The following is a 13,493-nucleotide window of genomic DNA, read 5'->3' as shown; positions in this document are numbered from 1 at the left end:
AAAGCAACTATTTAACTATTAATGTAAACCTAATGAGAAAAACAGTACTTAGTCTCGGTATTTTTGCTGCTTTTTTGGCAAATGCCCAGTCTATTAAAACAACCATTGACCTTGTTAATGTAAAAGATGATAAAGTAGCCGTTACCATGGAATTCCCCAAAATGAAATCCGGGGATGTTAAATTTCATTTCCCCAAAACGGTTCCGGGTACTTATTCTGTAGATGACTACGGAAGATTCATCGAAGGAATTAAGTTTTATGACAACAAAGGGAAAGAGCTTACGTATACCAAAGTAAATGACAATACCTATTCATTGAAAAATGCCCAGGGCCTTTCCAAAATCTCATATCTTGTCAATGACAGCTTTGATGAAGAAACGGATACCTCCAAACATAAAGCTGTATTTTCTCCGTCAGGAACCGATATTGAGGCAGGAAAAGTTTATATGATCAATACCCACGGATTCATTGGATATATTGAGAATATGCAGGATGTTCCGTATCAGCTGATCGTTCAGAAACCAACCGACTTCTACGGAACCACAGCGTTGGTAGATCAGGATAAATCTGAATCTACAGATACCTATACCCTTGCCAATTATGCGAAAGTAACAGATTCTCCGCTTATGTATACAAAGCCGGATTATATCACTTTCAATGCCGGAGGGATGGATCTTGTATTGGGTGTATATTCTCCGACAGGAAAATACAAAGCCGCTGACTTCAAAGACAATCTTGAAAAGATGGTTATTGCCCAGAAGAAATTCCTGGGAGATATGAATACCAATAAAAAGTATGCAATCATGCTTTATCTTTCCGGAGGTGACGGTCCGTCGGTAAAAGGATTCGGAGCACTGGAGCACCATGAATCCACAAGCGTTGTGCTTCCTGAAGCCATGCCTAAAGATGCTATCGACAACACCATTACTGATGTGGTTTCCCATGAGTTCTTCCATACAGTGAACCCTCTGAAGACCCATTCTGAAGAAATCCACTATTTTGACTACGCGGATCCGAAAATGTCACAGCACCTATGGATGTATGAAGGAGGAACGGAATATTTTGCCAATTTATTCCAGATCCAGGAAGGTCTGATTGATAAAAACCAGTTCCTGCAAAGAATTGGTGAGAAAATCGCCAACTCCAAGAGCTATGATGATACAATGCCATTTACGGTAATGAGTAAAAATGTATTGGTGGAGCCTTATAAAGATCAGTACAGAAATGTGTATGAGAAAGGGGCCCTTTTAGCAATGTGTTTAGACATTGAGCTCAGAAAACTTTCTAACGGAGAAATGGGATACCGTGATATGATCAGAAAACTGTCACAGAGATTTGGTGAAAACAAACCTTTCAAAGATGATAAGCTGATTGACGAACTGGTAGCTGTAACCGGATACCCTCAGGTAAAAGAATTTTACAACAAATATATTGCAGGAAACCAGCCAACACCTTATGCACAATACCTGAGCATGGCAGGTGTAGATATTAAAAAGCAGGAAAGCCAGCCTATTTTCTGGTTTATCAAAGATCCGAACCAGACAGGTTTTGATGACAAGACCAATGCTTTTGCTTTTGACGAACATTCCGCACTGTCTCCATTTGCAAAAAGTATAGGATTTAAAATTACTGACCAGGTACTTGCCCTTGATGGAAGAACAGTAGATATTAAAAAAGTACAGGATTTTATCGGGTATACCCGAACCATTAAAGACGGACAGGAGGTTACGGTAACTATTCTGAGAGATAATGCCGGAAAGAAAGAGAAAATGACGCTGAAAGGAAAGGCAATACTGGATAAAATGACCATGGAAACCCCAGTATTTAAAGCGAATCCGACTCCGGAAGAACTGAAACTACAGACACAGTGGCTCACTGGTAAAAAATAAAGAGAAAAGCGGGGAAAAATTTCCCCGCTTTTTATTTTCTTATTCTTTAACATTCAAACCTAACAGGTTTTGAAAACCTGTTAGGTTTCTGTTTACAACTCATTAAGCCAGCATCACTCCTCCTTTCTGATTGTGATTCTAAAGGTGCTTCCCTTTCCTATTTCCGTCTGGGAAATCTTGATATCTCCGTTGTGGTATTCATGGATGACTCTTCTGGCCAGTGACAATCCCAGTCCCCAACCTCTTTTTTTGGTAGAATAACCGGGATTAAAAGCATTCCGTGCCTGCTGTTTTGTCATTCCGCTTCCATTGTCTTTTACTTCAATTAAAATATTTTTATTTCTTTCAAAAACAGATATTGTGATGGCTCCTTCCCCTTTCATGGCATCCACAGCATTTTTTACCAGGTTTTCAATCACCCAGCTTATCAGGATCTTATTGTGGGGCACCAGAACGGTATAAGTAGGAAGATTCAGAGTAAAATTGATTTTTCTGGAAATTCTGGTTTTTAAATAATCATAATTCTCCTGAATCGTTTTATTGAAATTCCTATCGTTTAGCTCAGGAACGGATCCTATTTTTGAAAACCGTTCTGAGATGGTTCTAAGCCTTTCAATATCTTTTTCAATCTCATGCACTCCTTCCGAATCCGGATTATTCAGCTTCATAATTTCTATCCAGCCAATCATAGATGATAAAGGTGTTCCGATCTGATGGGCTGTTTCTTTTGCCAGGCCTGCCCAGAGATATCCTTCGTCTGTCTTTTTGATGGTTCTGAAAAACCAGAAAGAAAAACCAAAATACAGCAGAATAAACAGTCCCAGAATGTAAGGAGAATACCTGAGGTTATTAAGCAGGCGTGAGTTGTCATAATACACAAACTGGTTATTTCCATCCGGCACTTTGATCTCAATAGGATCATAATTTTTCTCCATATTCCGGATCAGATCCTGTAGTTTTTCAGGGTTTTTGATCGTACTTTCAGGAATATTTCTGTAGTATCCGAGATCAAGAATCGGGTTTTTATATTTATCTGTTACGATGAACGGAATGGTGTTATTGATGTTCAGGATATCCGGCAGCAGATCCAGAACATCCGTATCGGGAGTCTTCACTTCCTGCTGTATCCTTATCGCTTTGGAAAGCAGGCTGATCCTTTTGATCTCCTCTTTTCTGAGAAAATTAATAAGCGATGTTGAAGCTATTATAATGGCAATCACCAAAGTAGTCATCACAACAAAAATGATCCAGTTATTCAGCCTGGTGAGGATAGATTTTCTCAAAGGTATTTATTTTAAAACATTCAGAATTTTCTGCAGCTCTGTATTTCCACTTCCCTGATAGTTATTGATAATAATCGAAAATACATATTTTTTCCCATCCTTTGCGGTGTGATATCCTGCAAAAGATTTGGTATCTCTCATGGTTCCGCTTTTCATCTTCATTCCATTATCCTGTACCGGAAATCCGTCATAGTATGCTTCAAACCAGGATTGTTTCTTAGCATATAAAAGAGCCTGCACTTCTGCTTTTGCGGCCACATAATTTTGCGGAGAAAGTCCGCTTCCATCTGCAAAATTGATCATATTCGGATTGATTCCCTTTGACTTCCAGAATTCTTTCAGATAAGAAACCCCGCTTTTGAAACTTGAATTTCCTTTTTTCTCTTTTCCTAAAGTTTTAATCAATGTTTCACCATACAGATTGATACTTTTTCTTAGAAACCAGTATACAATTTTATCCAGAGTCGGCGATTGGTAAGTGAGGATGATGTTATTTTTCGGAGCTTCCAAAGCCTGTTTTCCATTAATTTCAAGCTGCGAGTTTGTTATTGCTTTTCCTGAAAGTTCAATACCTGATTCCTTCAACCATTGTTTTACTTCTGCTGCCAGCTGTAGTGGCGGATTAGGAGTAGAACCGGAAACAGTAACTGTTTTCCCTGACGGAAGCATCCCGTTAATCAGTGCGACATCAGAATGGGGTGCTGTAAAAATCAGACTTTGATCTGAACTTCCTCCTGTTTTCAAGTCATTCAGCCATTTTACACCTTCCAGCGGATAAGAGAAGCTTTTAAAATCGGTTCCGTTAATATTAATATCAAACTGGTTTTCTTTCCAGTTGATTCCCCATACACCGGCGCCATAATAATTTCCAAGATCATCCCATGGCCAACCTCCCGGAATCGTCTGATGGTCGAAATAAGAATCATCAATGACGAGGTCACCTGATATTTTTGTTATCCCTGAATTTTTAATGGCATCTATCAGTTTCTTTTTAAAATTTTCTGGTTTATAGCCCTCATACCGCCAGCTTCCCAATGTAGGATCACCATTGGAACTGATAAACAAATTCCCGTTCAATGTTCCTGCTGATATATTTCCGGAATAACTTGACGTAGTGGTATAGGTATAGTTTTTCCCTAAAGTTTCCAGTGCGGCTCCTGCCGTAAAAATTTTCTGTGTAGAAGCTGTAGAAAGGCCTTTGTTTCCTTGATATTCGTAAATAAGATTGCCGTTTTCATCCGAAACATAAAATGATAAGCCGGAAGAAACCGCTCCCGAAGAATCCATAAGATCCTTTGTGGCTTTGTCTAATTTCTGGGCGATATTCTGTGCGGCAACGATCTGTACAGAAAGTGTGAGTACAGCAAGTGTTTTTTTCATTACATTGTTAATTTGGGTCTAAACGAATAGCATTCAAAAGTTCATTGCAATGGTTTATTAATGTTCCATACCTGAACCTTTTTGTATGTCTAAATTCTAATCAAATATAGTTAAAATAAAAGCTTTTCATACTCCCTGAGATCATCTGAAGTGAAAAGAACCTGATGACCGGGAGATTCTTCAAATGACCGGTCGTATTTAAAATATTTTTCATAATCATCTTCATCTATGAAAATATCCATCTGGCAGTCTTTAATATAGTCTGATTTTTCTTTGTACTCCTGAATTAAAAATCCGGATTCACTCCAGGGTTCATTATGACACCGCAAACAATTCCTTTGATGAACAGCCTTATAACCACAGATTTCACAATCCTGCAAGTTTTGAAATAAATTTGAAATTTCAATTCGTCTGTCTTTCGGGAAAAGCGAAAGCGGAATAGTTTTTAAAAGCAGGTAATAATTTGGCTCCTGCCATGAAAAATAAACTACTTCCTCCCGATTGGTATAAAGCCCTAATCTCTGAAGGTCATATTCAATCTCAGCTTTAATGATATTTTTAATATTCAGAATGGTCTTACTGTCTCTCCTGATATTCTGTTTACTATCGATTTGAATAACCGGCTGCTGTTCCAGGAAATGGTTCAGACACAATGTGGTCTGCCACGAACCTATAGTTCTCATTTTACCTTCACTGCCACAGATTTCACAGCTTCTAACAGACAATTCTGAATATTTGTCTTTGATTTCTTTAAGTTTTTTATTGAGTGTTTCATCTTCAGAATAGGTATAGCATCTCAATCTGCCAAACTTTTCTTTTCCAAATACATTATGCTCCGGATTCCAGCCTGCCATCACAAATTCATACAGTAATTTCCGGATCAGTCCGTCCCATCCGGTGCTGTTCACTGAAAAATTAGTCAGGTTACGTTCTATGAAAAGGTTTATTTCTTTTTCGTTCATTAAAGTCTGCTTCCTGCTTCAATTTCGTAAGGCTCTTTTCCTTTTTCAAAAATCCTTGTCAGTTCACTTCCTTCAACTGTTATTGAATCTCCGGTCCTTCTGATCCAGTTTCCTTCTCTGAGTCCTACCACTTTGATGTCATTTTGGGTAAGAAATTCCTTAATACGGGTTTCTCTGGTTTCTCCGTTATGCTTCAGATCCGGATTAGGATCCAGATAGTGCGGATTGATATTAAAAGGAACCAGCCCCATACAATCGAAGCTTGGCGGATATACAATTGGCATATCGTTCGTAGTTTTCATATTCTGGCCTCCGATATTACTTCCGGCACTACATCCCAGATAAGCTTTTCCGGCTGATACATTTTCTTTCAGAACAGACATCAATCCTTCTTCATGCAATGTTTTAACCAGTAAAAAAGTATTTCCTCCTCCTGTAAAATAACCTTTTACCTGGTTCAGGGCCTCTGTTCTATTTTCAAATTCATGCAGTCCTTTTACTTTTATATTGATGGTTTCAAAGAAAGAACGCGCTTTTGCAGTATAATCATCATGGGAAATACCTCCCGGGCGTGCGAAAGGAATAAACACGATTTCGTCAATACCTTTATATAATCGGATTAATTCTTCTCTCAGGTATTCCAGATATTCTCCACCAAAAAGTGTGGATGTTGAGGCTAATATGATATTCATGTGACGAAATTATATAGTATTAATAAAAAATGAAGGACAAAGATAACCTCAAAGATTAACGAATCAAAAATTAAATTAAAAAAAACAGCAATCCCGTTAATATTTTCTAAAAAAACTTAAAGCCTCTAAAATTTAAGATTTTGTGGAATTATTATTGAATTTTAGATTTTGACTTTAAAATATAAGATTATGAAAATGAGTAAAATTAATAGCCTATTCTTAGGTTTGATACTAGCAGGAAGTGTAAGTCTTGTAAATGCACAAACAACTCAACCTGAAACTTCGGCCACCACAAGCCAGACAGCAAATCCAACTATTGAAGGACTTAAAAAGCAGGTTGAGGCCAATCCAAAAGATACGGAATCATTAGCAAAATTAGCAGCAGCTTACCAGGATGCATCAGACTGGACGAATGCTATTGACACCTGGAAAAAAATCTCTGTTTTATTACCGGACTGGGCTCCGTCTTATTACAGCCAGGCTTATGCCTATCAGTCTGCTAAAGATGATGCCAATGCCAAAATTGCTTACGAAAAGTATATTGCAACAGTAAAACCTGAAGAGGTAGAGCAAAATAAGAAAAACCTGGCATATGCCTATTTCTATCTTGCCTTCTCAGAACAGAAAACTGATCCAAATAAAGCTAAAGAGCATATTGCTAAATCAATTCAGTATGATCCGACCAACGAGGATGCTCTGAAACTTAGCAAAACATTAAATTCTTAGTAAAATAAAAATGCCGGAAAGTTTTTCCGGCATTTTTGTTATTATCAATGATGAATACTTAGTTTATTTAATTTTCTTTCCAAAAAAATCGGTTTCACCATGCAGGTGGCGAATAATTTTCTCAATATTTCTCTGAATACTGACGTCGGTTTTTAAATTATTGATATACCTGATCAGCTCATGCCTTCTTGAGGGAATCAGCTTTTCAAAGTTTTCCGTTGCCAGATTGCTCTCTTTAATTGCCTTTTCCAGTTGGGGATGGATGGAAATACTTCTGTCGGAATCATCATACTCCAGTACGACTTCAATAATTTCTCCTATTCTTTTGGGTGAATTTTTCAACATGATGAGGTTCACGTACAATCTCCATTCTCCCAGATATTTCATCAGGTTTTGTTTAAATTCCTTTCCGTTCACAGTTCCTTTTACCGGGATAGGACTTTTATTTCTGCCTGATTTTTCAAAAATCGTATCCAGTACTTCTTCCGGAACAAATACAAAAGGGTTAATTCCTATGATTTCCAATGTAGCGGTGAAACTCTTGTTTTCCATAATTCATAATTTAAAATGATCAGGCTGGAAGCTAGAAGCTAGAAGCTAGAAGCTAGAAGCAAAAATAATAGTTTGATTTAAGATTAATAGAAAAATTTCCTTTCCTATTCTTCACGCTTAAAACTCAAAACTCCCAAACTCTCAAACCCTCCGACTCTATAACTCGTACCCGGAACTCCGTAACTCAAAATTCATACCTCAGAACCCAATTAATTCCCTATATTTGTATCAATAAATCTATTTATCAAAATGAAATTTTTTATTGACACAGCTAATTTAGAGCAAATTAAGGAAGCAAGAGATCTTGGAATTTTAGATGGTGTTACCACCAACCCTTCATTAATGGCAAAAGAAGGAATTCAGGGAGCTGAAGCCATCAAAAACCACTATAAAACGATCTGCGAGCTTGTAGACGGAGATATTTCTGCAGAAGTTCTTTCTACAACATACGAAGAAATGATTAAAGAAGGAGACGAATTGGCTGCGATTCACCCTAATATCGTTGTAAAAATTCCGATGATCAAAGACGGAATCAAAGCTTTAAAATATTTTTCTGACAAAGGAATCAAAACCAACTGTACATTGATCTTCTCTCCGGGGCAGGCTCTTTTGGCAGCAAAGGCAGGAGCTACTTATGTATCTCCGTTCCTTGGAAGACTGGATGATATTTCTACAGATGGTCTGAACCTTATCCAGGAAATCAGATTAATTTTCGATAACTATATGTACGAAACTGAAATCCTTGCAGCTTCTATCCGACACTCAATGCATATCATTGACTGTGCTAAAATCGGAGCAGATGTTATTACATCCCCACTTCCTCCGATCTTGAGCTTATTGAAGCACCCGTTAACAGACAGCGGATTGGCTCAGTTTGTTGCAGATTCTCAGAAATTGGCATAATCACTGACTCTTGATTCAGAATATAAAAATCCCGGACTTTGTTCCGGGATTTCTTTTTTGTGTCCAATCTTATTTCAGAAGATCCAGTTCCAGGATGTTGTTCTGCTTTTTAAGATCATTCTTCTTTTTTATTTCTTTAGCTTTTTGTGCTTTATCAATAGGAATCAATTTTCCGGATTCGTCTATTTCCTGCATTTCAATTCCCTGAGCTGCCATTTGCTTTTCACTTTTCATCGGATCTTCAAGATATTCTTTGAAGGCTCTCCGGTATTTGGCTTCCGTTACAGTAACCAGTGCATTAAACCTTTCTTTTTCTTTGGTACTCTTCCACTCGTATCCGGCCGGAAGTTTTTTACTCCCTTTTAATTCAAATGAATGTGTGCGGGAAGCATCTTCCATCTTTATAATCAATCCCGGAAGTCCTGAAAACTTATAAGGTCCATCCTGAATCGGCAGATCCGGTGTAAACCACGCCGTCCATTTTCTGCCCGCAAAATTACAAACGGCCTTCTGAGCATTAAATGTTCCTATTTTTTCTTTTTGCGGAAGGATTTTCCACTCCTGTTTTCTTTCATCCTGCACCAAATATTCATCCGCAGATAAATTGTTAAAAAAGCTCACTGAATAATCAGGATAGCTTTTTTCAACACTATAAGGCACCTTACCTTTAAATTTAATACCGGAAAAGTTGATTTCCGTACTTCCAGCCTGTACTTGTTTTTCCATAGATGCAATCATAAGGGAATCTGATTCAAAAACATCTTTACTGTAAAACTTGGATCCTTTGGAAACAACATCAAGAAACATTATTTCAGTTTCGGGTTTGTCTTTGGCAGTAGAATCAATACTGTATTTATATTCATAAATACAGTATTGATTCTGAGCATTAGCTGCAAGAGCCAACAGCAGGCTGAATGCAATAATTATTTTTTTCATAGATTATTAGTTGAAAATTATTTAATTTTCCTTTACAATTGATTTAACAACCCTGCACGGATTTCCCACGGCCACTACATTATCAGGAATATCTTTTGTGACAACACTTCCTGCTCCTATCACTGAGTTATTTCCAATAGAAACACCCGGAAGTACAACTACCTTTCCACCCAGCCATACATTATCGCCTACTTTTATCGGAAGTGCATATTCCAAGCCTTCATTCCTTTGCTGCACATCCAGCGGATGGCCTGCGGTATAAAAACTGCAGTTGGGACCAATAAACACATTATCGCCAAATTCTACTTTGGCACAATCCAGAATAACAAGGTTATGATTGGCATAGAAATTTTCCCCTACTTTTATATTATATCCGTAATCGCACCAGAAATTGGGTTCTATGCAGATATTTCCCTTCATACGGCCAATAATTTTTTTGAGTAATTGATATCGCTTTTCTGCATCTGAATTTTTCAGGGCATTATACTCCTGGCACAAATCCTTGCAGGCAATACGCTCCTGAATCAGCTCTTCATCATAATTGGCATTATATAAAAGTCCGGCTGCACATTTTTCCTTTTCTGTCATAACATATTAAGTTGGTGTTAACTATTGAAAGATAAGAAATTTGTAACAATTATCTTAATTGATATTCATCACCTACATACAAATAAAAAAACAGAATAACATCCATGCTATCCTGTTTATAATAGAAAATATAATGATTTTAGTTCACCAGATCCGGTTCAATCGGATTGTTATCTTTTTTAAGGGCTTCTTTAGTATTTTTTTCTATTTCGCGAAGTACCTGGTTGGGGTCTGAGATTTCTTTGCCATCGTTAGTTCTCACCTTGAAACTGACTTTAGTATTGCCATCACCGTTTTTCATCAGCATTTCTCTCATATTCTTGGCAGGATCATTTACATATGCTTTCCATACTTTTTTGAACTGATCTTTTGTTACTTCAAGCTCTTTTCCGCCTATTCCAAGCACTCTTACATGATCAGGCACCTGCATTTCTGATTCAGTGGCCGGAGCATTTACTGTTTTATTCCCTATCATCGTCATTATATGAGATCCGGTAGTATCTTCAATTTTTACGATAAGGCCGGGAAGTCCGTAAAAGACATAAGGGCCATCCTGAAAAGGGAGATCTGTTGTAAACCAGGCTATCCATTCTCTTCCTCCAAAGCTGGCAGTGGCTTTCTGAGCCTGATATGCTCCTATTTTTTGTTTTTCAGGCAGTATTTTCCATTCCGGTTTCTGGTCTTCCTTTATTTTATACTTATCTGTAGAAATGCTTCTGAAAAGGTACGTTTTAAAATCCGGGTATTGTTTGGTTACTTTATAGGAAACCTGTCCCGGTCTTTCCCTTCTGTTGACACTTATATTTCCGCCTCCTGCTTTCAGCTGCTTTTCAAGTTCTGCCTTTCCGGTGGAATCTGCTACAAATTTATCACGGCTGTAATAGCTTGATCCGTTTTTATCGATATCGAGCATCATCATTTCTGTCTTTACATCTTCCTTATTACTGGAATCCGGAATAAACTTATATTCATAAAAAAATCTGTTGACCTGTGCACTGGCGAGTACTCCCAGAAATACAAAAAATAGAATTTTAATTTTCATAGTGTATGATTAAAAAAGGCTTTGCCAATCTGAAACTGACAAAGCCTGGTGGAACTTTATTTCTTTGTCTCAATTCTTACTTCCCCCTGCTTAAAATCTCCTTTTTTCTGAGTATTGACATTGACTTTCGATATATTGCTGGTATCTAATGAATTTACATCATCCTTAGAAACTTCCCTTCCGTCAATATAATACTTGTATTTAACATCATCATTTCCGCTTATTCTGAAATTTTTCACCCCATTCATGGCGATGTTTCCATTACCGTCTTTTTTGATAAAATCTGCGTTCATTACGATAACATCAGGTGAAGCATTGGTCACTTTTATAAAGGTTCCGTCTTTAAAGCTGAATGATCTCTTTTCTGCTTCTGCACGGGCTCTTTCAACCTCTTTTCTGATTTTGTCCCCATCTATTCGTATTCTTATATTTTCTTTGCGGATTCTATCTCCCTCAGCTCTTGCTTTTTCTCCTTCAATTCTTGCTTTTTCCCCTTCTAATCTGGCTCTAGCTCCTTCTGCTCTGGCACGGTCACCTTCCAATAAGGCTTTTTGTCCTTCTATCCTTGCTCTGTCTCCTTCAATTCTTGCCTTCTCACCTTGGATTCTGGCTTTTTCACCTTCCTTCATTGCTTTTCTGGCTTCTTTCATCGCTTTACGGATTTCAGCCTTTTCTTTACCGCTCAGATCTTTGAAGTGGACAGCGTTATTATTTTTGAAGTAAAATACTCTTGGTGCCTTTGGTGCTTTTGGCGCTCCTGGAGGAGTGTCCGGCGCATCCGGTGGTACAGACGGGTCCGGAAAATCAACATCAATATCGAGGTTGGACAATTCCGGCAATTCTACTTTCATATTATCCAGCGCCAGCATTTTATTTTTCCATTCCGGAGATTTGAAATAGTTATCAACCAGTCTGGAGGTTTCGTCACCTATTTTCCCCATTTCTGAGGCAAGCTGGTTAATTTCTTCTATTTTCTTATCAAAAGCTGAAGTTTCAGGTTTCAGCTTACTTAATTCTTTGCTTTTCTGATTAAGCTCTTTTTGAAGTTCCGCTGATTTTGCTTTTAATTTAGGCAATTCCGGTATTGGATCTGCAACTTCTTCCTGTTGTATTTTTTCAGGTCTTACTGTGTCTTTCTTAATTTGTGAAACCGCTTTCTGAATGCTGATATTGGTTTCCTCAATTTCTCTGTTTTTAGCATTTACCAGGTAAGCAAAGGCTACTGAGAATAAAACCGGTAATGCAAAAATTCTTCGCGCATATCCGAACTTGGTTTTTGGTTTTTGTAACATCTTAAGTCTTTTTTTAAGGTTTGAACTTAGAAACGGACTGGCAGCAGGCAACTGTGTTCCGGAAAAGTGGCTTGCTAAAAGCATCTGCGCAAATGCTTTAGTGTCCGATTGTTTTACGGCTTTTTTATCAGCCAGGTATTCGTGGATAAGATTAATTTCTTTTTTGATGATATGAAAGAACGGATTGAACCAGAAAACAGAGGTTATAATCTCGATAAAAATCTTATCAAAGGAATGTTTCTGCTCAATATGTACCATCTCATGCTTTAAAATCTGCTTTCCGATATCAGAATGCAGGGTAATGGCATTCTTCCAGAAAAGATTTTTAAAGTAGGAAAACGGGGCTTCGTTAAGGTCTGTACGGTAAAAGTTGATCCCGTCAAAACTTTCTTTCTGAAACTGTTTTTTAAACTGCTGGATTTTAAAAATCCCGTAGATAAGCTTCCCTAGAAAATAGAGAGAAACCAGTCCCAGAGCTGAAAAAGTAAGGTTAAAATAAAGGTTACCATTGTCTATAGTTTTTTCTGTATTAAAATTCTGTATCCTGTCAAGAAGCATATACATATCACTATTTACCTCGATCGTAAAATCATCTACCTTTATGAGCGGTAATAACAGCGAGATCACAATCGCCGCCAACAGATAAAATCTGTTATAATGATGGAATGTCTTGTCCTTTAAAGACAACTGATAGTACAAAAACGTTACACCCGAACATAAAATAATTTTTCCAAAGTATAAAAGTATTGCTTCCATAGGTATTTAGTCTTTCTTTTTGAGTTCATCCAATAGCATCTCAAGGTCTTCCACCGTCATTTCATTTTTTTCTACCAGAAATGAAACGGCACTTTTGTAAGAACCTTTAAAATAGTTTTTCACAAGGCTTTTCATGGTCTTCCCGGAATACTGCTCTTTTGAAACAAGCGGAAAATACTCATGCTGTCTCCCATGTACACGATAGTCTACAAACTCTTTGTCCTTCAATACTTTCAAAATAGTAGAGACTGTATTGGTATGCGGCTTTGGCTCCGGAAAAAGATCAAGAACATCTTTAAGAAATCCTTTTTCTATTTTCCATAAATACTGCATTACCTGTTCTTCTGCTTTTGTTAAAGTCTGAATTTTCATATCCTGTTCATTTATCAATTATTATGATATAAAATCGTTCAATCCTATATCACTAAGAAATTAGTTATACAAATGTAGAAATAAAAATGAATCAAACAACTATTTTTTTAGTGATAAACC

Annotated in this window: 13 protein-coding genes; 3 read left to right on the top strand and 10 right to left on the bottom strand. The window is 37.3% G+C overall.

The features are described from left to right. Positions 1-32: 32 nt before the first annotated feature. Positions 33-1,889, top strand: a complete 1,857-nt coding sequence (locus ACE3RB_RS10035) for a PDZ domain-containing protein (protein WP_374464097.1) — start codon at positions 33-35, stop codon at positions 1,887-1,889. 113 nt (positions 1,890-2,002) lie between these two features. Here ACE3RB_RS10035 and ACE3RB_RS10030 read toward each other — a convergent pair whose 3' ends face one another. From ACE3RB_RS10030 to pepE, 4 genes are all read right to left on the bottom strand, one after another. Then, the gene (locus tag ACE3RB_RS10030; protein WP_374464096.1) at positions 2,003-3,172 is read right to left on the bottom strand and encodes a sensor histidine kinase; all 1,170 of its coding nucleotides are present in this window, start codon (positions 3,170-3,172) and stop codon (positions 2,003-2,005) included. 6 nt (positions 3,173-3,178) lie between these two features. Next, positions 3,179-4,552, bottom strand: coding sequence for a D-alanyl-D-alanine carboxypeptidase/D-alanyl-D-alanine-endopeptidase (gene dacB, locus ACE3RB_RS10025; protein ID WP_374464095.1), 1,374 nt, complete (start codon positions 4,550-4,552; stop codon positions 3,179-3,181). A 110-nt stretch (positions 4,553-4,662) separates the two neighbouring features. After that, complete coding sequence (locus ACE3RB_RS10020) at positions 4,663-5,514, bottom strand: hypothetical protein (RefSeq protein WP_374464094.1); 852 nt, start codon at positions 5,512-5,514, stop codon at positions 4,663-4,665. Then, positions 5,514-6,206: a dipeptidase PepE gene (gene pepE, locus ACE3RB_RS10015; RefSeq protein WP_374464093.1), complete on the bottom strand. Its 693-nt coding sequence runs from the start codon at positions 6,204-6,206 to the stop codon at positions 5,514-5,516. Before pepE ends, ACE3RB_RS10020 begins: the two co-directional genes overlap by 1 nt. Before the next feature lie 195 nt (positions 6,207-6,401). Between pepE and ACE3RB_RS10010 the strand changes: the two genes are divergently transcribed. Continuing rightward, on the top strand, positions 6,402-6,932 hold the full coding sequence (locus ACE3RB_RS10010; RefSeq protein ID WP_332386537.1) for a tetratricopeptide repeat protein: 531 nt from the start codon (positions 6,402-6,404) through the stop codon (positions 6,930-6,932). Between the two features lie 63 nt (positions 6,933-6,995). Here the strand turns inward: ACE3RB_RS10010 and ACE3RB_RS10005 are convergent, their stop codons facing one another. Further along, complete coding sequence (locus tag ACE3RB_RS10005; RefSeq protein WP_374464092.1) at positions 6,996-7,484, bottom strand: YdeI/OmpD-associated family protein; 489 nt, start codon at positions 7,482-7,484, stop codon at positions 6,996-6,998. A 249-nt stretch (positions 7,485-7,733) separates the two neighbouring features. Here ACE3RB_RS10005 and fsa point away from each other — a divergent pair, with 249 nt between their 5' ends. After that, positions 7,734-8,387, top strand: a complete 654-nt coding sequence (fsa, locus tag ACE3RB_RS10000; RefSeq protein WP_002978975.1) for a fructose-6-phosphate aldolase — start codon at positions 7,734-7,736, stop codon at positions 8,385-8,387. Between the two features lie 69 nt (positions 8,388-8,456). Here the strand turns inward: fsa and ACE3RB_RS09995 are convergent, their stop codons facing one another. The 5 genes from ACE3RB_RS09995 to ACE3RB_RS09975 form a co-directional block, all read right to left on the bottom strand. Then, complete coding sequence (locus ACE3RB_RS09995) at positions 8,457-9,323, bottom strand: GLPGLI family protein (protein WP_374464091.1); 867 nt, start codon at positions 9,321-9,323, stop codon at positions 8,457-8,459. 21 nt (positions 9,324-9,344) lie between these two features. Then, positions 9,345-9,911, bottom strand: coding sequence for a sugar O-acetyltransferase (locus ACE3RB_RS09990; RefSeq protein WP_374464090.1), 567 nt, complete (start codon positions 9,909-9,911; stop codon positions 9,345-9,347). A gap of 139 nt (positions 9,912-10,050) precedes the next feature. After that, a complete protein-coding gene (locus ACE3RB_RS09985) occupies positions 10,051-10,953 on the bottom strand; it encodes a GLPGLI family protein (protein ID WP_374464089.1) in 903 nt (300 codons plus the stop codon). 56 nt (positions 10,954-11,009) lie between these two features. Beyond that, positions 11,010-13,001 (bottom strand): M56 family metallopeptidase, encoded by a 1,992-nt coding sequence (locus tag ACE3RB_RS09980; protein ID WP_374464088.1) that lies wholly within the window; start codon positions 12,999-13,001, stop codon positions 11,010-11,012. 6 nt (positions 13,002-13,007) lie between these two features. Next, positions 13,008-13,373, bottom strand: coding sequence for a BlaI/MecI/CopY family transcriptional regulator (locus ACE3RB_RS09975; protein ID WP_041461463.1), 366 nt, complete (start codon positions 13,371-13,373; stop codon positions 13,008-13,010). Positions 13,374-13,493 lie beyond the last annotated feature (120 nt).

It is taken from the genome of Chryseobacterium sp., from assembly GCF_041914225.1.
Taxonomy (GTDB): domain Bacteria; phylum Bacteroidota; class Bacteroidia; order Flavobacteriales; family Weeksellaceae; genus Chryseobacterium.
The sequence above is the reverse complement of the archived record's forward strand: the minus strand, read 5'-3'. Positions and strand labels throughout refer to the sequence as shown.